General features: G+C 66.4%; 16 protein-coding genes and 1 tRNA gene. 5 read left to right on the top strand and 12 right to left on the bottom strand.

Annotation, left to right across the window (positions count from 1 at the left end; translation table 11 throughout):
* Positions 1-122: 122 nt before the first annotated feature.
* On the top strand, positions 123-719 hold the full coding sequence (locus FPZ12_RS06865; RefSeq protein ID WP_144746644.1) for a hypothetical protein: 597 nt from the start codon (positions 123-125) through the stop codon (positions 717-719).
* On the opposite strand, the gene FPZ12_RS06860 is transcribed toward FPZ12_RS06865, so the two are convergent.
* From FPZ12_RS06860 to FPZ12_RS06850, 3 genes are read right to left on the bottom strand one after another with little or no spacing between them, the layout of a single operon-like run.
* On the bottom strand, positions 716-2,122 hold the full coding sequence (locus tag FPZ12_RS06860) for a hypothetical protein (protein WP_144746642.1): 1,407 nt from the start codon (positions 2,120-2,122) through the stop codon (positions 716-718). The genes FPZ12_RS06865 and FPZ12_RS06860 overlap by 4 nt on opposite strands.
* A gap of 35 nt (positions 2,123-2,157) precedes the next feature.
* Complete coding sequence (locus tag FPZ12_RS06855; RefSeq protein WP_144746640.1) at positions 2,158-2,760, bottom strand: hypothetical protein; 603 nt, start codon at positions 2,758-2,760, stop codon at positions 2,158-2,160.
* Between the two features lie 51 nt (positions 2,761-2,811).
* Entirely contained in the window at positions 2,812-3,453 is a 642-nt protein-coding gene (locus tag FPZ12_RS06850) for an NYN domain-containing protein (protein WP_144746638.1), read from the bottom strand.
* Between the two features lie 647 nt (positions 3,454-4,100).
* Between FPZ12_RS06850 and FPZ12_RS06845 the strand changes: the two genes are divergently transcribed.
* From FPZ12_RS06845 to FPZ12_RS06835, 3 genes are all read left to right on the top strand, one after another.
* Positions 4,101-6,485 (top strand): endonuclease/exonuclease/phosphatase family protein, encoded by a 2,385-nt coding sequence (locus FPZ12_RS06845; RefSeq protein ID WP_243769706.1) that lies wholly within the window; start codon positions 4,101-4,103, stop codon positions 6,483-6,485.
* 134 nt (positions 6,486-6,619) lie between these two features.
* Positions 6,620-7,819 (top strand): methionine adenosyltransferase, encoded by a 1,200-nt coding sequence (gene metK, locus FPZ12_RS06840; RefSeq protein WP_144746636.1) that lies wholly within the window; start codon positions 6,620-6,622, stop codon positions 7,817-7,819.
* On the top strand, positions 7,816-8,793 hold the full coding sequence (locus FPZ12_RS06835) for a carbohydrate kinase family protein (protein WP_144746634.1): 978 nt from the start codon (positions 7,816-7,818) through the stop codon (positions 8,791-8,793). The genes metK and FPZ12_RS06835 overlap by 4 nt, the downstream gene beginning before the upstream one ends.
* A gap of 95 nt (positions 8,794-8,888) precedes the next feature.
* On the opposite strand, the gene FPZ12_RS06830 is transcribed toward FPZ12_RS06835, so the two are convergent.
* From FPZ12_RS06830 to FPZ12_RS06790, 9 genes are all read right to left on the bottom strand, one after another.
* On the bottom strand, positions 8,889-9,248 hold the full coding sequence (locus FPZ12_RS06830; RefSeq protein ID WP_144746632.1) for a hypothetical protein: 360 nt from the start codon (positions 9,246-9,248) through the stop codon (positions 8,889-8,891).
* Positions 9,248-11,914, bottom strand: a complete 2,667-nt coding sequence (locus tag FPZ12_RS06825; protein WP_144746679.1) for an FtsK/SpoIIIE domain-containing protein — start codon at positions 11,912-11,914, stop codon at positions 9,248-9,250. The genes FPZ12_RS06830 and FPZ12_RS06825 overlap by 1 nt, the downstream gene beginning before the upstream one ends.
* A gap of 53 nt (positions 11,915-11,967) precedes the next feature.
* Entirely contained in the window at positions 11,968-12,132 is a 165-nt protein-coding gene (locus tag FPZ12_RS06820) for a hypothetical protein (RefSeq protein ID WP_243769705.1), read from the bottom strand.
* Between the two features lie 84 nt (positions 12,133-12,216).
* Positions 12,217-12,477 (bottom strand): hypothetical protein, encoded by a 261-nt coding sequence (locus FPZ12_RS06815; protein ID WP_144746629.1) that lies wholly within the window; start codon positions 12,475-12,477, stop codon positions 12,217-12,219.
* A gap of 156 nt (positions 12,478-12,633) precedes the next feature.
* Positions 12,634-14,826 carry an MMPL family transporter gene (locus FPZ12_RS06810; RefSeq protein WP_144746627.1) on the bottom strand — a complete coding sequence of 731 codons (2,193 nt, stop codon included), beginning with the start codon at positions 14,824-14,826 and terminating at the stop codon, positions 12,634-12,636.
* Between the two features lie 230 nt (positions 14,827-15,056).
* Positions 15,057-15,143, bottom strand: a tRNA-Ser gene (locus FPZ12_RS06805).
* Positions 15,144-15,232: 89 nt separating this feature from the next.
* Positions 15,233-15,421 (bottom strand): hypothetical protein, encoded by a 189-nt coding sequence (locus FPZ12_RS06800; protein WP_424923573.1) that lies wholly within the window; start codon positions 15,419-15,421, stop codon positions 15,233-15,235.
* Positions 15,422-15,577: 156 nt separating this feature from the next.
* The gene (locus FPZ12_RS06795) at positions 15,578-16,309 is read right to left on the bottom strand and encodes an esterase/lipase family protein (RefSeq protein ID WP_144746625.1); all 732 of its coding nucleotides are present in this window, start codon (positions 16,307-16,309) and stop codon (positions 15,578-15,580) included.
* A gap of 9 nt (positions 16,310-16,318) precedes the next feature.
* A complete protein-coding gene (locus tag FPZ12_RS06790) occupies positions 16,319-17,701 on the bottom strand; it encodes a helix-turn-helix domain-containing protein (RefSeq protein ID WP_144746623.1) in 1,383 nt (460 codons plus the stop codon).
* 240 nt (positions 17,702-17,941) lie between these two features.
* On the opposite strand from FPZ12_RS06790, the gene FPZ12_RS06785 reads away from it, so the two are divergent.
* Positions 17,942-19,006: a nucleotidyltransferase family protein gene (locus tag FPZ12_RS06785; protein WP_166462609.1), complete on the top strand. Its 1,065-nt coding sequence runs from the start codon at positions 17,942-17,944 to the stop codon at positions 19,004-19,006.
* Positions 19,007-19,013 lie beyond the last annotated feature (7 nt).

The following is a 19,013-nucleotide window of genomic DNA, read 5'->3' as shown; positions in this document are numbered from 1 at the left end:
CGCGGTCTTGCATAACTTGGCGCGGCGGGGTGCACCGTGCGAGTACGGCCGCGCCGGGGCGCGTGCTGCCAATGACTGTAGGTCGTTCAAGCGACGCCAACAGCAATGAGCGAAAATAAGCCGTGATTGAAACTGTTCTTGTCTCGGCATTGACGTCGGGTGCGGTGGCTCTTGGGATCGAGTGGTTGGCTAAGCCACGGTTGGAGGCTAGAAAGGACCGTCTCCTCGACTTGCATCGCAAGCGTCGATCGTTTGGGAATCAAATGACCACAATTATGCTCAATGCGGCCAAATGGGATGACTTGGATCTTGGCGTGGATATGCCAGAGTCAGCCAGGAAGCGGCTAAGAGAAGAAAGACGCGAGGCTGACGGCCGGATTGAAGACGCCATTCGGAAGATGAACGCAGAGACTGTAGACGTGGTATTTTCTTATGCGGGCAAGCGGATCAAAGAAACAATCATCGGTTACATCTTTTTGATGCAAATGCTGATGATCTCTGATCGTACTCAAGCTGAAAAGCGTAAGATTCTTCTAGAGGTCACAGGAGCTGCTCACACGTGGCTCTTCAGTAGAGTCTGGCATTACAAAGCCAGAACCAAAGCTTTCCTCACCCTAATGACGCTTTTGCGGAAGTACCAAAACGGCGTATCGGACTCAGATAGCACCTCGTCTGACGAGCGACGGTCTCCGGGGGGCACCAGTGGCGAGATAGGCTAGGTATCAGTATCAGTATCAGTGCTGAAGTCCAGTTCGGCCTGTCCGGCTTTTGGCGCCTCGATCTCAAACATTTTGGCAAGATGCTCGTAAATATCGGCAGACAGGGTAGCGAATAGTGGAATCGCAGTGAGTGCAAGCGATACGAGAGGTATCCGGGCGCTCGTACGCGCGGTTGCCGATGCGCTTGTGAAATCGCACGACAAATGCTGCCCCGAGATAAGCTTCACTTCGGCACGCTTGATTAGACCGCTGGACCCCATAGATTGGCCTACCCCAGTAAGCTCCTCGGTGTCGACTAGGTTGCTTCCGTCTGAGGATGCGTACTTCAAAGTTCTGTTCTCCGAGGCAAATTCAACCTGATCGATATGTAACTTCGATGCACGATTATTTAGTGCGGGGACAGTAACTCCGTCGCGTCGCGTGGGGCGCACAGAGTCAAGTTCTTGAACGCGATCGCCGAAGTACGCAGCGAAGCTTCGTCCTCGAAGTCCTAGGAGGTTGTGCTGGGCAAACCAACGGGTTCCTATCACGTTGTCGGTATCGCTCAAAAATTCCTGCGCCTCTTTAACTCTTACGCAGCGCCCCCAGAGCACATTAAGATTAGCGTGAATAAAATGCTCAAGGTTAGGTGAACCTTGCGGCAGGGTAAGTCGAGTCAGCTGAGGAAGGCCGACGTTTGCGCCGAGGCGCCGCCAAAAGTAGTCATCGTCAATTTCATCGTATTCCATTAGGAAAGCTAACGCGTCGTCGGAGATTGCAGCCAGACTGTGAGGTGAGTTACCGGGAAAGTTCGATAGACTGCCACCAGCTCCAACCCACACGGCCTGCAAAAGACTTTGCATCCGGGTCGCGTGGTCAAGGTTCAAATATCGAGCGATCGCGTAAACAGCATTTTTTGTGCGTGTTCGATCCAAGGAAAGTGCGCCATCGAATCCCCCGCGGAACGCGAGCGTCGCAGCTTTCCCGTTGTTTTCATCGAGAACTCCTCGGCCGCCTTGAGCGAGCGATGATGTGGCTAGCTCAAGAAATTTTGAATCTCGCCCGTCGATTAGGCTGCCGAGCCCAGCCGCATCTGTAACTAACGTGTCGTTGCGTTCGGATTGTCGTTCTAGTTCGTTTGCAGAGCCGCCTTCGCTAGCAATAGCGTCAGAAAGCTCAAAAATAATCGGTCGGTTCTCTTGGATGAATCTGAGGTCTTCGAGGAGATAACCAAGTTCGGTTTCGGACCTGAGATAGAGGTAGCGCTTGGCGTTTGAGGGCCACGATACGATTAGATCCGGCGCGAATGTGTGATTAAAAAATTCTGTCTTCTTGACTCGCGCGCGAGGGTCAAGTTGGTAGAATTCTTCGATCACTGCATTTTTTATGCCGTCAATGCTTGCTTCTGGAGTGTCGAGATTCATCGCATATGAGATACGTTCTGCGTATGCGGACCCCTTCATTGAAACCCCCTTTCAGTTTCGTGCTTTCTGATGATGGCGAGATGTTCCTGTGTTGGCCGAAGATGCTTCTCTTGTCGGTCGCTTAGCACGATTATCCAAAGCCGTTCAGCTACGTCTTTGCAAAGTTCTTTGGAGATCGCCGATCCTGCTTCTTTTTCATCCTCTAGGCCTAGAGCTAGATGTCGATATTCTAGCACGGAGGAACGTACTTTAGCTTCTTTGGTAAGTTCATCCCATTTATCAGAACTAAAGGGGGACCATGTGATATACATAAAATTGTCGCATCGGTCCGGTCTTAATTCTAGTGCGCGGTAGCATTGGGCTAGGAACTTTTTATAATGACCGGCTTGGTCCAACGCTCGGTAGTATTTCTTAGATTCGGCTAGAAACTCTTCGCCGTCCATGTCTCCACCCAGTAAAATTCCACCGAGATCAAAGGAGAAATTCCTGTTTTCGAGAGCCCATGAAAACTTCAATTTTCTGACAGCCACAGGCTGTGGGTTGACCCACTGCGTATTTGCTCGGGTGGTTGAGTCTAGCCATATCTTGGCGCGTCGCGCACCGTCTGCACCCTTAGCCTGCGTCTCCTCGCCGGTCACGATGCCATCCTAATCGCTTAGGCTCTGCAAACAAGTGATCCCAGATCTCGTTCAAAATCCGTTACGTTTGAGTCCGTTTGGGGGCAGGTAGTCGCGGCGATCGCGCGTCGCAACCATATCGGCGCCGCTGAGGGCGGTATGCCAAAGGCGTCGGCCATTTCCCAGACGCAGCACGCGGGCACCTTGCCACCCGCAGGTTTCGATTTTGCAGCGACCGTCGGATGCTGCCATATCGAGTGCCGGTTCGAGGTCAGTATCGTGTGAAGCCAGAATCGCCACGTCGTAGTCACCGCTTGCTGCTGCCCGAACGAGTGTGAGCGCAGTGAGTACATCCACGCCCTTCTCTTGCGCGGGGTCGGTAGGCCAGTTCGGCGGGTATCGCAACGGTCGGTAGGTCACCGTGACTCGCCGGTCGCGTGTCCACTCCGAACGCTGTCGCTGAGAGATGCCGTAAACGAAGGACTGGCGATGGTTGCTGGGCTGGCCCCGAAACACCCGCACGGCCGTTACTGAGGCGTCCTTCTGGCGTTCGTCACGTTGGTTTCGACTACGCACAGCAACGACCTGTTCGGCGAAGCGTAGCGGATCGATTAAGCAGTCCTCAACCGCTGTACCGTTGGGCGCGAAGAGATCGTGCGCCGTGAGGTGAATGTTCTGGTAATCGATGACCAGGCACACCCGTAGCACCCCCATGTGGTGCTCCCTTGCAAAAAAGCCCCGCCAGTCCCGGAGGACGGCGGGGAGCAACGTCTATGACTATACAGCAATCACAAGGTCGCGCTAGCGTCCATCAGCGTTACAACGCTTGCCGCCAGCATGGGACACCGGTTGGCGCGAGCAACGAACACCAAGGTCAGGTGCTTGAAGCTGTCGGTCGCATGTGAGGTGGGTCGAAGCCAAGCGGGGTCTCAGTTTGGGTCTCATTCCCACCGGTTCGAGCGTGGTTGGGTCCGAGCTCGGAGCAAGGTTCTCAGCCCGCAGACCAGCGAAGTTGTGCTGGACCGATGGCGGCCGGACCCTACCGACCTCGTCTGAACACCAAGATCCAGAACTCGAAATCGTGTGACGGTTAACCCCGTCCGTGGGTTCAAATCCCACCGCTACCGCTCTTCGAGCAGGCAGAGCGTCCCTCCCCGGGTTGAGCGGGGAGGGGCGTTTTGTCGTTTCGGGGGTCGACGTACTGCGGCCTCGATCTGTCCGGCCGACTACGTGTCGCCGTCGCCGTCACCGCACTGGGGTGACCGCGACCGTTTTGTTGCGCCTTGTTACCCCGACGTCTTCCCTGCCCTCACTGGTTCGGGGGAGGATGCCTCGACTGATCGAGACTGAGGGGACTCAGGGTGAAATCACACAGATTCGCTGTGCTCGCCGCCGTGACGATCGCCGGGTTGGGGGTCAGCGCCCCCGCGCTGGCCGCGCCGAGCACCGACCTCCTGATCGGCGAGGTCTACGGCGGCGGTGGCAACTCCGGGGCCACGCTGACCAGCGACTTCATCGAGTTGACCAACGCGGGCGCGGCTCCGGCGAGCCTCGACGGGTGGAGTGTGCAGTACCTGCCCGCGTCGCCGAGTGCGTCGAGCAAGTGGCAGGTCACCCCGCTGACCGGGAGCGTCGCGGGGGGCGGTCGCTACCTCGTCGGCGAGTCGAAGGGCTCCGGCGGCACCGTCGAACTGCCGACGCCCGACGCCTCCGGCGGCATCGCGATGGCCGCGGGCGCGGGCACGGTCGCCCTCGTGCACGGCACGACAGCGCTGACCTGCCTCACGGCCGCCGACTGCGGCGCCGACACCACGATCCACGACCTCGTCGGCTACGGCAGCGCGGTCGTCCGCGAGACGAACCCGGCGCCGGCCGCGAGCAACACCACCTCGGTCGCGCGCACCGGCGCCGACACCGACGACAACTCCGCCGACTTCGCCGCAGGCGAGCCGAGTCCGGTCAACTCCCATGGCGAGACCCCGGGCGGCGGCACCCCGCCGGTCGCCGCGCGCATCCACGACATCCAGGGCACCACCAGGGTTTCCCCGCTCAAGGGCCAGAAGGTCACCGGCGTGACCGGCATCGTGACCGCGCTGCGCACCTTCGGCTCCGCGCGCGGATTTTGGTTCACCGACTCGCAACCCGACGCCGACCCGCGCACCAGCGAAGGCCTGTTCGTCTTCACCGGCTCCACGACACCGCAGGTCGCGGTCGGGGACGCGGTCACCGTCACCGGCACGGTCAGCGAGTACTACCCGGACGACCCGAACAACTCGATCTACCAGTCCACCACAGAGCTCACCGGTCCACAGTGGACCATCGACTCGAGCGGAAACGCCGTCCCCACACCGACTGTGATCAACCCGGACACGGTCCCGGACACGCTGGCCCCGCAGCCCGGCGGCAACATCGAGAGCCTCCCGCTCGAGCCGGCCAAGTACTCGCTGGACTTCTGGGAGGCGCACGAGGGCGAGAGCGTCAGCATCTCCGACGCCCGCGTTGTCGGCCCGACGACGGCGTACGACGAGCTGTACGTGACCAGCAAACCCGACCAGAACCCGACCCCGCGCGGCGGCACCGTCTACACCGGATACGACAAGAACAACACCGGGGTGCTCAAGGTCGAGTCGCTGATCCCGTTCGCCGAGCGCCCCTTCCCGGTCGTCAACACCGGCGACACGCTGACCGGCGTCACGTCCGGCCCGGTCGAGTACGACTCCTACGGTGGCTACAGCCTGCAGGCCAACGTGCTCGGCGGCGTCAAGTCCGGCAACACCAAGCCGGAGGTCACCAGCAAGCAGCGCGGTGACGAGCTCGCCGTGGCCACCTACAACGTCGAGAATCTGTCCGCTGTGGACAGTCAGGAGAAGTTCGACCAGCTGGCGCACGGCATCGTCGACAACCTCCGATCCCCGGACGTGGTCACGCTGGAGGAGATCCAGGACAACAACGGCGCCGAGGGCAACGGCGACGGCGTGGTCGCCGCCGACCAGACCCTGCAGAAGTTCGTCGACTCCATCGTCGCCGCGGGCGGCCCGCGCTACGAATGGCGCGAGATCGACCCGCAGGACCTGACGGACGGCGGCGAGCCCGGCGGCAACATCCGGGTCGGCTTCCTGTTCAACCCGAATCGAGTATCCTTTGTGGATCGTCCGGGTGGCGACGCGACCACCGCGGTCTCGGTGGTGAAGGAGCGCGGCAAGACCCACCTGTCCGCTTCGCCCGGCCGCGTCGATCCCACCAACGAAGCGTGGGAGGACAGCCGCAAACCGCTCGCCGGTGAGTTCGTCTTCCATGGGCAGACGGTCTTCGTGATCGCGAACCACTTCAACTCCAAGGGCGGTGACGAACCGACGCACGGCCGCAACCAGCCGCCGACGCGCGGTTCCGAGGTGCAGCGCGGAAAGCAGGCTCAGGTGCTGCGCGGGTTCGTGGACCAGATCCTCGCGTCGGACCGCAACGCCAACGTCGTCGTGGCCGGTGACCTGAACGACTACCAGTTCTCGCCGGCGCTGCGGACGCTCACCGCCGGCGGGAAACTGACCGACCTGATCGGCACGCTTCCGGTCAACGAGCGCTACAGCTATGTCTACGAGGGCAATTCCCAGGTGCTGGACCACATCCTCACCTCGAAGGGCCCGCGCGACGTGGACTACGACGTGGTGCACATCAACTCCGAATTCGCGGCACAGGCGAGCGACCACGATCCGCAGATCGTCCGCTTCAAACCGGGCGACCGCAGCTGAATTAGGAAGCTCGACGGGACGCGCCGGTCCGGGTTCACTGGAACCGGCGCGTCCTGGCCAGAAACCGCCGCCTGTAACACGGCCGCGCGGTTGCCGATCCCTAGGCGACGCACCGCCCGAGAGGAGACGGCACCGTGACAGCCACCCGACGTCTGTTCACCAGCGAATCGGTGACAGAGGGCCATCCCGACAAGATGTGTGACGCGATCAGCGACACCGTCCTCGACGCCCTGCTGGCCGCGGACCCACGCAGCCGGGTCGCGGTGGAGTCGCTCATCACCACCGGTCAGGTGCACGTCGCGGGCGAGGTGACCACGGAAGCGTACGTCGACGTGCCCGCGCTGGTGCGGGAAAAGATCCTGGACATCGGCTACGACTCGTCGGCAAAGGGGTTCGACGGGAACTCCTGCGGCGTGAACGTCGCGATCGGCTCGCAGTCGCCGGACATCGCCCAGGGCGTGAACACCGCGTACGAGTCGCGGTTGGAGAACGCGCTCGACGAGATCGACAGGCAGGGCGCGGGCGATCAGGGCCTGATGTTCGGCTACGCCTGCAGTGACACCCCGGAGCTGATGCCGCTGCCGATCGCGCTGGCGCACCGGCTTTCCCAGCGGCTCACCGCGGTCCGCAAGAGCGGCGCGGTCCCGTACCTGCGCCCGGACGGCAAGACCCAGGTGACCATCGACTACGCCGGCGACCGGCCGGTCCGGCTGGACACGGTGGTCATCTCCAGCCAGCACGCCGAGGGCATCGACCTCGACGGCATGCTCACGCCCGACCTGGTCGAGCACGTGATCCGGCCCGAGGTGACGAAGCTCGGCCTGGACGCGGCCGAAGCCAGGATCCTGATCAACCCCACCGGCCGGTTCGTCGTCGGTGGCCCGATGGGCGACGCGGGGCTGACCGGGCGCAAGATCATCGTCGACACCTACGGCGGCATGGCCCGCCACGGCGGCGGTGCCTTCTCCGGCAAGGATCCGTCCAAAGTGGACCGGTCGGCGGCGTACGCGATGCGCTGGGTGGCCAAGAACGTGGTGGCCGCCGGTCTCGCGGAGCGCGCCGAAATCCAGGTGGCCTACGCGATCGGCAAGGCGGCGCCGGTGGGGCTGTTCGTGGAGACGTTCGGCACCGAGAAGGTCGATCCCGGTCGGATCCAGGGCGCCATCACCGAGGTGTTCGACCTGCGCCCGGCCGCGATCATCCGCGACCTTGACCTGTTGCGCCCGATCTACGCGCAAACCGCTTCGTACGGCCATTTCGGGCGCGCCGACCTCGATCTTCCTTGGGAGAGGGCCGATCGGGCGGCGGCGCTGAAGGACGCGGCGAAGGCATGAAGATCGCGGTGACCGGGTCGATCGCGATCGACCAGCTGATGGCGTTCCCCGGCCGCTTCACCGACCAGCTGGTCGAAGGCGCACTCGACAAGGTTTCGTTGTCGTTCCTGGTCGAGGAGATGCACGTGCGTCGTGGCGGTACCGCCGCCAACATCGCGTACGGGCTCGGCCGCCTCGGGCTCACCCCGATCCTGGTCGGCGCCGTCGGCGCGGATTTCGACGACCACCGGTCGTGGCTGGACAGGCATGGCGTGGACACCAAGTCCGTGCACGTCTCGCGGACGCAGCACACTTCGCGGTTCCTGTGCACCACGGACCGGGCGCAGAACCAGATCGCCTCCTTCTACGCCGGCGCGATGTCGGAGGCGCGGGAGATCGAGCTGCGGCCGGTCGCCGACCGCGTCGGCGGGCTGGACCTGGTGCTGGTCGCGCCGAACGACCCGATGGCGATGGTGCGGCACACCGAGGAATGCCGTGCGCGCGGTTACCGCTTCGCCGCCGATCCGTCCCAGCAGCTGGCCACGATGTCCGGGGAAGAGGTGCGCGGCCTGGTCGAAGGCGCCGAGTACCTGTTCACCAACGAGTACGAGACTTCCTTGCTGCTCAAGGGAACCGGCTGGTCGGCCGACGACGTGCTGGCGCGCGTCGGCTGCTGGGTCCGGACGCACGGCGGCGACGGGGTGCGGATCGACAGCGGGACCGAGTCTCTCCGTGTGCCCGCGGTGCCGGCGAAGGAAGTGGACCCGACAGGAATCGGTGACGGCTTCCGCGCGGGCTTCCTCTGGGGCCTCCACGCGCGGCTTTCCCCCGAGCGCGCGGCGCAGGCGGGCTGCACGCTCGCCACGATCGTGCTCGAGTCGCTCGGTGGCCAGGAGTACACAGTGGACCGTGGCGCGTTCGCCGACAGGGTGGCGAAAACCTACGGCGGCGAGGCCGCGGGCGAGATCGAATCCCGGCTGCGCGCCCGTTACTGAGCCGTTCGTTACTAATCCGACTACAGCCACGGCGGACATGGGTTGCTCCAAGCAACTCCGCTGCGGTTGGTATCCGCCTACTTCCGGTCGGATTACTAACGGCGGGCGCGCCAGCCGAGCCGCAGTACGGCGTCCACCAGCTCCTGGTACAGGGGCTTCACGTCGGTGAGGTAAGCGTCGAGGCGAGACGGGTGCGCGTTCATCGCGGGCTCCGGATCCTCGGCGACCTCCAGCCACGTCAGCCGCGAGACGTTGTCCCGCGCCATCCGCCACCAGTGCTGGGCCGTCTTGATCGCGCGGTGCTCGCGCTCCGTCGCCGCGGCGACCTCCGTCGCGGCGGCCGCGATCCTGCCCTGGAGGTTGTCGGCCTCGCTCTGCTCCCAGGCGCGCAGGTCCTCTGCCGCGCGGCCTGCCATCCCGACGATCTCCTTGTAGCGCAACGCTGCCGACGTCATCAGTGCTCCGGGCGGTCGAAGGGGATCATCACTTCCGGCGAGACGTGCGTGCTGCGGTCGAAGAACAACGCGCGGCCCGGACGCGGCGACCAGTGCACCACCTGGCCCGCCGCGAACTGGCTGAGCTCGCTGCCCTGCACGTCCAGCGCGGCCCAGGCGCCGATGTCGTCCGGGCCGCCGAAACCGAGGGTGTCCTTCAGGCGCGCCGTGCTGCGCCACCAACCCAGCGTGTGCACGCCCTTCGTCGGGCCCTGTTTGAGCACGGCGCGGAAGTGGTCGAGCCCGCTCTTGAGTTCGCCGGGTTTCTTGGCTTCGAGCGTGGGTAGCGCCGCGTCCACGCCGTAGAGCAACAACATCCGCGGATGTTCCGCCGGCTCTTCGAGCAGCCGGAGCATCCGCTCGGTCAGCTCGTCCTCACGCAGCTTCTCGATCAGATGCCCGTCGGCCTTGAGCCCGTCCGCGACCTGGTCGACCGCGGGCGCGCACCTGTCCACGAGACAGCACACCACGAACTCGACGTCACCAGGGGCGAACTGACGGCCGAGCGACCGGGCAGCGGCGTCCATTATGGACAGTGCCTCGGCCATCGCCGTGCCGAGCACCGCGAGGTTCCGGCCGGGCGAACGCGACAGCTCGACGGCGCACGCGGCGTCCTCCACGTCGATCGACTGGCCGATCAGCGCGTGCGGCCTGCCGCCCGGGGTGAGCGAAACGTACGCCGGGACCTGCTCCAGCATCGGCGAATGCGCCCCGTCGAACAGCCTCGGGCGTTGGTGCTCGTCGGCGTAGCGCTCCCACAGTTCTCGTTGGAGCGACGCGAAAATGTCCTTGCCGCTGGAGTCGGGCACGTGGGCCAGCTGGTTGCCGTGGGCCACGCCGGAGTCGTGGTTCACCACCGCGTGCCACTTCGGCGCGGCCACCGCGGCATTGTTCGTCTCGGCCAGCACGCGGCGCGCCTTCGGCATCGCGATCCGGAGCGTGCACTGCTCGAACACGGCGGGTTTGCCCCAGAACGCGTCGATCCCGGCGATGTCCTGGCTGGCCAGGATGAGGTGGATGCCCTGTGCGCGGCCGCGGCGGGCGATGTCCTCCAGCAGCGCGGTCGCCTGGTTCGTCACCGCGTCACGGCCCGCGAACAGATACTGGAACTCGTCGATGATCGCGACGATGCGCGGCCAGTGCCCGTCCGGATCCTGCTGGCGCAGCGCGGCGAGGTCGGTGACCTCGTGCTCCTTCGCCGCGGCAGAGCGGCGGCGCAGTTCGTCGGCGAGGAAACGCAGCAGCGCCAAGCCGAACTCGCGGTCGGTGTTGACGTTGACCCCGATCAGCCGCGCGTGCGGCAGCCAGCTCGCGTCGCGGCGGCCGGGCGCCAGGCCCGCGAAGGACACGCCTTCCTTGAAGTCCAGCAAGTACAACGCCAGTTCGTCCGGCGGGTACCGGGCGGCGAGGCTGCCTATCAGCGCGTACAGGAAGTTCGTCTTGCCCGAGCCGCTGGGGCCGCCGATGAGCGCGTGCGGACTGCCGTCGCCGATCACGACCTCGACCGGGTCACCCTCGAAAAAGCCCACCGGGGCACGGAGTTCGCGAGCCGAGCTCTCCTGGCCCAGCTCCGTCGGCAGCAGATCGGCGAACGAGCGCGGCCCGCCCTGCCTCGCGATCAGCGCCTCCGCGAGCCTGCTCGCCGTGCTCCCCGCATCCGTCGCGGGGATCGGCGGATCCAGGTCCACCACGATCTCCGAGCCGGTCATGCTCGTCACCGCGTGCCGCTCGTCGAGCAGGCGGATGTTCTCCACGCCGCCGCCGAGCACCGTCGGCAGGTCGACCACGATCAGCGAGATGCCGGCCGCGAGCGCGCCGCCCGCGATCCTTCTCAACTCGCGCAAGGGCTCGCGCGCCCATTCCTCGCCGTTGCCGAACAGCACCGCTATCCGCCATGGCTCGGTGCGCTGGCCCATCGACTCGCGCATCCCGCGCAGGGTCTGGTGCCCGGCCTGCATGGTCTGCGCGTGGATGCGGCGGATGTGCCCGGCGAGTTCGTCGAGCAGGTCCTCGAGCCTCGCCGGGTCGTAGACCGTCACCGCGCTGGTGCGGCTGAGCGGATACAGGTTCGGCAGCACGGCGGTGAGCTGCCCCACGTCCCACAGGTGCACGCGGACCGAGCCGGGCTCCATGGCGCTGAGCACCCGCAGCAGCAGGCCCTCGATCATCGCCTCCACCGCGGCCCTCGTCTTGGGCGCCGTGGTGATGGCCAGGTGCGACTCCTCCAGCAGCGGCACTGCCACCGGGAACGGACCAGTGGAGTCCAATGTGGACGAACCTATTCGCCACAACGGCGGTGGTGTCAGGCTTTCCCCGCCGATCCGGCCGAGCCAGCTGCTCGGCGGTTGGCCTGCCGGACCGGGCGCCGCCTCCTCGACCAGCGCGCGGAGCTTGGCGGGCACCGTGCCGGCGTCCCGGTAGAACGCGTTGTGCACCTCGTTGAGCTGGTCACGAAGCCCGGCCATGGCCGGGTTCAGCAGCGCCTCGGACAGCTCCGGGTCGGTCGCCGCGCGGGAGATGCCGACCTGGAGGATCCGGCGCTGCAGCTCCAGCCTGGCGAGGTTCGTCTCGGCCGATTCCCGCGAGGAGCGGGCCGCGCCGAGCACCAGGCCGAGCTGCTGGCGCATGTTGCCGAGCGCGGTGAGCACCCGCGCGCGCTGGTCGTTCGACTTGCCGAACTTCACAGTCTTGCCTGGTAGCCGTTCACCAGCTCGTCGGCCGCGACCAGGCGGTCGACGTCCTGGCGGAGTCTGTCCTCGGCGAGGGCGAGCTCGGGCGGCACCCACGGTTCCGCCTGCTCGAAAGCGGTGACGATCGTTTCGCGAGCTTCATCTAGCAGCTCCACCGCGCGGTTGGTGTGTTCGGTTGCCTCAGCCAGTTTCGCACGGAATGCGCTCAGTTGCGCATGCAGTTCGGAGAGTGAGTACATCTACAGCCGTGCGGAGTACGACTCGGCCGACGAAACGGCAGCCTGGATCGTGCTCTGCTGGCCGTTGATGCCCTGCACCGCCTCGGCCAGCAGGCCGTGCGCCTGTGTCACCTCCGGCTGGGTACTGCCCTGGGTGACCTGCCCGAGGATCTGCTGTGCCTCCTCCAATGCCTGTGCGGCCTGTTGCAGGGCGGCGACGCTGGCGTTGCACTTCTCGTTCGCCATCGCGATCCCAGCACGGATCTCTTCCACTCCGGCCATCGGCGCGGTTTCTCCTCGGATTCATCGGGTTTCTCTGGCCGCCGTGCTCGGCGGCCGGCACCAAACTATCGGTAGCGGTGATGCGCGAATGAGGGCGGTCGCTAGACCGTTCGAGTGAGAAATGTCCGAAACCTACTCGCATCCTGTCGGGGGTTGCTATCGGGCGGGTTCGAGGGGTTCCGGGGAGTCGGGCTCGGGTTCGACGTGCGGCAGCACGCGGTCCAGCCACCCCGGCAGCCACCAGCAACTCTTGCCCAGAACGAACATCGCGGCCGGCACGATGACGAGCCGGATGATCGTCGCGTCGATGAGCACGCTCACCCCGAGTCCGAGCGCCAGGATCTTGATCACGACGCTGGACGAGGCGAGGAACGCGAAGAAGACACACATCATGATCAGCGCGGCGGAGGAGATGACCCGTGCCGTCACGGCGAGCCCGTCGGCGACGCTCGCGTGGTTGTCCTTGGTCCGGCTCCAGGCTTCGTGCACCCGGGACAGCAGGAACACCTCGTAGTCCATGGACAGGCCGAACACGATCGCGAACATGATCATCGGCACGTACGACTCGATCGGCACCGGCTCGTCGACGCCCAGCAGCGAACCGCCCCAGCCCCACTGGAAGACGGCGACGATCACGCCGTACGACGCGGCGATCGAGAGCAGGTTGAGCACCGCGGCCTTGAGCGCCAGCACGGGACTGCGGAAGGACAGCAGCAGCAACACGAACGCGGCGGCCACCACGACACCGATGATCGCGGGCAGCCGGTCGGCGACGATGTCGCGGAAGTCGAGCTGACCCGCGGTCATCCCGGTCACGTAGGTCGTCGAACCGGTTGTCACCGGCGGCAGGGTTTCCGTGCGCAAGGTGGTCAGCAGCTCGTCGGTCGCCGTGTCCTGCGGGCTGGTCGTGGGCGTGACCGTGGACAGCAGGAGCGCGTTGTCCTTGCTGGGGGACAACGGGGTCGCGCTCGCGACGCCGGGCGTGCGGGCGAGCGCCTGCTGCGTGTCGCTCGCGAGCGTGCCGGGCTGGGTGGGATCGCGGGGCACGACGACCACCGTGAACTGCCCGTTGACGCCGGGCCCGAAGCCCGCGCTGATCGCGTCGTAGGCCTCGCGGGTGGTGCTGCCCGGCGGGTCCGCGCCCTCGTCGATGTGCCCTAGCTGCATGGAAAACGCGGGGATGGCGAGCACCGCCGCGACCAGGACCCCGCCGCAGAGGAACCGCCACGGGTGCTTGTCGATCCGCACCGCGTACCGGTGCCAGCCGGTCTCGGTCCCGTCCGCGGACTGCTCGGCGACCGGGCGGCGGACGTGCCACTTGTCGATGCGGCGCCCTGCCAGGCCGAGCAGGGCGGGTACCAGCGTCGTCGCGGCGATCCCGGCGACCACCACGGTGATGGCGGCGGCGAGGCCGAGTTTCCCGATGAACCCGACGCCGATGGTGAACAGCCCCATCAGCGCGATCACCACGGTCGTCGCCGCGATGAGCACCGACCGGCCGCTGGTCGCGACGGTGCGGCCCGCGGCCTGGTTCGGCTCGACGCCGTCGAGTACGAGCTGGCGGAATCTGGTGGTGAGGAAGAGCGCGTAGTCGATCCCGACGCCGAGGCCGATCATGATCGCCAGCGTCGGCGAGGCCGTGGCGAAGGTGATCGCGCTCGCGAGGAGGCCGAGCACGCCGAGCCCCACCGCGACGCCGATGATCGAGGTGACGATCGGCAGGCCCGCGGCGAACACGCTGCCGAACGCGACGAGCAGGACGAGCAGCGCGATGACGATGCCGATCAGCTCGGAGCGCAGGTCGCCGGTGCCCGGCTCGGCCGCCTTGCCGAGCGTGCCGCTGTAGTCGACGTCGACGCCTGTCGCGCGGACCGGGTCGGTGGCCCGGTCGATGCCGTCGACGAGACTCGAACCCAGTGCCGTGGGTTTGTCGTCGAACTGGATGCTCGCGTAGGCGATCTGGCCACTGCCCGAGGTGGTGGCGGGGCTGAGCGGATCGGACACCGACACGACGTGCGGCACGGTGCGGACCTGCGCGACAGCGTCCTCGATCGCGCTGCTGCGGCTCGCGAGCGCGCCCGAGTCCGTGGTGAAGACCAGTCGTGCCGACGTGGACCCGCCGACGATGCCGTGCGCGGTGAGTACCGCGCTGCCCTGCCCGGATTCCGCGCTGGGCAAGGTGAAATCGTCGCTGTAGGTGCCACCGAAGGCCGAGTTGGCCGCCGTCGCGCCGGCGAGCACCACCAGCCACACGATGATCACCGGCCAGTGGTGGGTGGCGCACGCGGTCCCGATCCGCGCGAGGAGCCCGGTGCGTGTTTCCTGCCTGTTCTCGACCCGGTCCGTCATCTGATCACCCGGTTTCCCAGCGGTGTCCCGGATTCAGGGTCACCCCGGCAACGGGCGCGGCCATAGGGTCGAAGGGCCCCACCGTCCATCTTGCACATTCGCGGGTTGGTGATTCCCCAGCCGCGTAAGGAGAATCGCGGCGGCACCCCGTGTGACCGCGGCCACGGCGCCCTCACGGAAAACGCCGGGCCCCTCAAAGCGGGAAGCCCGGCGTTCTGCCTGTTCAACGGCGGAGGATACGGGATTCGAACCCGTGAGGGCTGTTACACCCAACACGATTTCCAATCGTGCGCCTTAGGCCGCTCGGCCAATCCTCCGTGGAAGAGGGTACAGCAGCCTCGCTCCACCAGCGGTTACGGGGTCCGTGGCGCCCGCGAGCCGTTGCGGGCCAGGGGCTTTTCGGGGGTCAGGCCGCCTCCGGGGTGGCCTGCAGGGCCGCGTGGCCAGCCGCGGTGAGCCGCACCGGGACGCGCTGGCCGAGCGAGCCGGGGCGCGCGGGCCGGATGAGGCCGGCGTGGGCGAGCAGCCGCCCCGTCGTCTGGTCGCAGCACGCGAGGCCGTCGACGTACAGGTCGGGCTCGCAGCTGCAGGTCATTTCCACGCGACCGGCCGCGGCCGCTCTCAGGATCGCCAACGTCCGGCGGGGGAGGGATGTGTGCATGTTCGTGACCGCCTGACGCTGCAGGAGTTTCTCTAGTTGGTACGGACGATTCGTTCAGTGAAAAATTCTAAGGTGGGTGTCGCGAACCGGTCAAGCGGTCCGCGACATCGGCACCGCCGGCGCGCGCACCGGCTCGAACAGCGCGCAGATCTCCTCGATGACCTGCCGATGCGACGCGATGCCGAGGTGGCCCGCGCCGTGCACCTGCACGTTCAGCGCCCGCAGATCAGGGTGTTCGAGCCGCGCGTTGCGCAGCGGCAGCACGATTTGGTCGGCGTCGCCGCTGAACGCGACGAACTCGGTCGTGCAGCCCGGCGCGGGCTCGGCCAGCTCGATCATCAGCTCGCTGCCGGGCCGAAGCTGCCGGGCTAGCTGCAGGGGCGGCGCCAGCCAGGCGGCCAGCGTTCCGGCGTGCGGCGTGGCGAGGGTGACGACGGTTTCCGCGCGCACGTGCCCGCCGAGCCGCTGCACGTAGTAGCGCGCGATGAGCCCGCCGAGGCTGTGCCCGACGACGCCGACCGTGGCCGAACCGCTGATCTCGCACAGGGTTTCGATCTGCTCGGCCAGCCGGGCCCCCGCCGTCCGCACATCGCGCACCCACGGGCTGTAGCTGAACGACACGACCGGCCCGACCTGCCGCGCTTCGAGCGCCTGCCGGAGTTCGGTGAAGATCGAGGTGTTGTCCGCGAAGCCCGGCAGCACCACCAGCGGCAGTTCCGTCGCCCCGGCCGGGGCGACGGGCTGGGGCTGGCCGAAGCCCGTCGGATAGCGGACCAGGTGGGTCAGCACACTGGCCAGTTCGAGGGCCGCCGTGCGCAACATCGCGCCACCTCAGCTGAACAGGCCCAGCTTGGGCATGACCTCGGCGGCCGCGGCGAGCAGTGAACGGACCGTGCCGAGGTAGGTCTTGGCCTCGGCCGGGACGACGTGGCTGTCGCGGCTCGTCGGGGCGTCCAGCTCACGCGCGCGCCTGCGGAGCATCTCCACCTGCGCGAACTGGTGGCCGAACTGGGCGGCGACCGCCGTGCCGACTACGTGGTCCGGTGCCGCCGCGGAGGCGCGAAGGCCTTGCTGCGCAAGCAAACCAGAGCCGATGAGCTGGGCGGCCTGCGCCAGCAGCACGAACGCCGAATCGGGCGACGCGTCGGTGAGGTGCTCCGCCGCCGCGGCGTGCTTGCTGGCCAGCTGCAGGAACGGCTGGCTGGCCGAGGCCGGCCCGCTGACCAGCTCGAGCTGGCCTGTGCGCATCAGCCTTCGCACGACCTCATGGCCGTCCAGCTCGACGCCCGCGATCTGCGGTGCGACGCGCGGCCGGATCGGCGCGACCTCGACCACCGGGTGACCGGGGCGCTGGCGCGGGATCTTCAACGTGTCGATGTCCTGCTCCAGCGGAACGACGGAGAAATGCACCGGCCGCTTGAGCCGCTGCTCGGTGCGCCGCGCCGCGGTGGTGAGGGCCCGGCTGTCCAGGTTCACGCCGTGTGGCGCCGCGATCATCAGCTCGACGCTCTCCGGCGAGGGGCCCGCGATGCCCGCGAACCGGTCGGCCCAGACCCCGCCCAGCACGATGCGTGCCACGCCCGGCACGCACCCGAATTCCTCGCCGACGACCTGCGGGACGCCGTACGTGAGCCGCATGAGTTCGGTCAGCGGTCCCACCAACGGCCCCCGATCCCCGGCGGCGCGCATCAAGCGGATCGTGCCCTCCCGGCGGCTGCTCAGGATGCCGGCCTTCTCGAGGAGCTTGTTCTCCTTGTCGACCGAAGCCAGCGAACTGCCCGCGTGCTCGGCGAGTTCGGTGAGGCTGAACGAGCGGTCCGGGTTGAGCAGGGTCGCCGCGAGGATCCCCGCCTGGACGCGGGAACGGAACACCGGCAGCAGCGCCGGAGTGCCCTGCGCGCGACGGGCCGGGCCTGGCGTCGCCGGTGCGTTCTCCGTGACGACCGCGTGGCCGAGCCGACTTCGCCGCCGTGCCGCGGCGGCCGCCACGTCGAGCCGTTCCTGCGGGATCTGCAGGACGACGGCCAGCCACTGGCGCGTGCCGAGGCGGGGGATCTGGTGGCCGCGTTCCCAGCGGGCCACCAGGTCGCGGGTGATCGTGGGACGGCCGGACACCGTGGCGAGCTCGCGGGCCAGCGAGTACTGGCTGAGCTGCCGCCTGCGGCGTGCCGCTCGGATGACTTGTGAAATCGGCTGGTTGAAGTCCACTTCCATGGTCCTCGTGCTCCCTCGATCGCCCTGGTCCGCACTGGTTCGCCCTGGGAAACTTCGACGCTAGCTCCGGTGTGACCCCCTCGGCTGTACGTTTCGCGCACTCCTTTGGCGATTTGGCGCACGGTGTGACTGCCTGTGCAGGTCCACGGACCGAGGGGGTCAGGTGGGATGAAATCCGCCCCCTGGTTGGTCCCCGCCCGTCGCGGTGAGTGTGGGATCAAGCGATCAGGGAGCAAACGAATGGTAGCGAAACCGGGAGTTCATTTCTCCGAGCTGATGATCGGCCCGCGGGATTCGATTCGAACCGCGTTGTCCGCAATCGAACGGCACCGTGTTTCGACCGTGTTCGTCGTCGACCACGACGACAGGCTGACCGGTGTGGTGGCGGAACGAGACATACACCGGGCGCTGCTGAACGGTGACGACCTGGACACCTCGGTGGAACGCCTGGTCCGGAAGTCCGTCGTGACGGTGAAGCCCACCGACGGGCGGGCCGAGGTGCTGGACCTGATGCATGCGCTTCGCCTGCGGGAGGTCCCCATCGCGGACGCGTCGAGGCGCGTCTGCGGGGTGCACATCGAAGCGGAAATCGTCGGCTCACCCAAGCTCGACAACTGGGCCGTCATCATGGCAGGCGGAAAGGGAACCCGACTCGGCGCGTTGACGAAGAACATGCCGAAACCGATGCTCCCCGTCGCGGGAAGGCCCATTCTGGAGCGGCTGGTACTGCATCTCGTGGGGTCCGGGATACAGCAGATCTTCATTTCCGTGAACTACCTCGCGGATATCATCGAAAAGCATTTCGGCGACGGCAGCCAGTTCGGCTGCAACATCGAGTACCTGCGGGAGGATCCCGACCGCCCGCTGGGCACCGGCGGCCCACTGCGCCTGCTCGACGACCTCGGTTACCGCTCGTCGTCGCCGATCCTGGTGATGAACGGCGACCTGATCACGGCCTTCTCGGTGCCGGGGTTGCTGGAATCGCATACGCAGCAAGGCTCCGTCGTGACGGTGGCGGTGAGCGAGTACCAGCACCAGGTGCCGTTCGGGGTGCTCGAATCGGTGGAGAACAAGCTGGTGCGCATCGTCGAGAAGCCGACCCGGTCGTGGCCGGTCAACGCGGGAATCTACGTGATCGAGCCGGACCTGCTGGCCCGGATCCCGATGCACGAGCTGTACCCGATCACCGAACTTTTCGAAGACTGCCTCGGCCGCGGCGAACGGATCGGCCTCTGGTCGATGAGCGAGGAGTGGCGGGATATCGGCCGACCGGCCGAGCTGGCCCAAGCAAGAGGCCAAACCTGACCCGGCT

Source organism: Amycolatopsis acidicola (assembly GCF_007713735.2).
Taxonomy (GTDB): domain Bacteria; phylum Actinomycetota; class Actinomycetes; order Mycobacteriales; family Pseudonocardiaceae; genus Amycolatopsis_E; species Amycolatopsis_E acidicola.
The sequence above is the reverse complement of the archived record's forward strand: the minus strand, read 5'-3'. Positions and strand labels throughout refer to the sequence as shown.

What these genes read in the sequence shown, in the direction of transcription:
- FPZ12_RS06860 (WP_144746642.1), bottom strand. Translation starts at nt 2,122, where the DNA reads ATGAATCTCGACACTCCAGAAGCAAGCATTGACGGCATAAAAAATGCA.
- FPZ12_RS06850 (WP_144746638.1), bottom strand. Translation starts at nt 3,453, where the DNA reads ATGGGGGTGCTACGGGTGTGCCTGGTCATCGATTACCAGAACATTCAC.
- FPZ12_RS06835 (WP_144746634.1), top strand. Translation starts at nt 7,816, where the DNA reads ATGAAGATCGCGGTGACCGGGTCGATCGCGATCGACCAGCTGATGGCG.
- FPZ12_RS06830 (WP_144746632.1), bottom strand. Translation starts at nt 9,248, where the DNA reads ATGACGTCGGCAGCGTTGCGCTACAAGGAGATCGTCGGGATGGCAGGC.
- FPZ12_RS06825 (WP_144746679.1), bottom strand. Translation starts at nt 11,914, where the DNA reads ATGCGCCAGCAGCTCGGCCTGGTGCTCGGCGCGGCCCGCTCCTCGCGG.
- FPZ12_RS06815 (WP_144746629.1), bottom strand. Translation starts at nt 12,477, where the DNA reads ATGGCCGGAGTGGAAGAGATCCGTGCTGGGATCGCGATGGCGAACGAG.
- FPZ12_RS06810 (WP_144746627.1), bottom strand. Translation starts at nt 14,826, where the DNA reads ATGACGGACCGGGTCGAGAACAGGCAGGAAACACGCACCGGGCTCCTC.
- FPZ12_RS06800 (WP_424923573.1), bottom strand. Translation starts at nt 15,421, where the DNA reads ATGACCTGCAGCTGCGAGCCCGACCTGTACGTCGACGGCCTCGCGTGC.
- FPZ12_RS06795 (WP_144746625.1), bottom strand. Translation starts at nt 16,309, where the DNA reads ATGTTGCGCACGGCGGCCCTCGAACTGGCCAGTGTGCTGACCCACCTG.
- FPZ12_RS06790 (WP_144746623.1), bottom strand. Translation starts at nt 17,701, where the DNA reads ATGGAAGTGGACTTCAACCAGCCGATTTCACAAGTCATCCGAGCGGCA.
- FPZ12_RS06785 (WP_166462609.1), top strand. Translation starts at nt 17,942, where the DNA reads ATGGTAGCGAAACCGGGAGTTCATTTCTCCGAGCTGATGATCGGCCCG.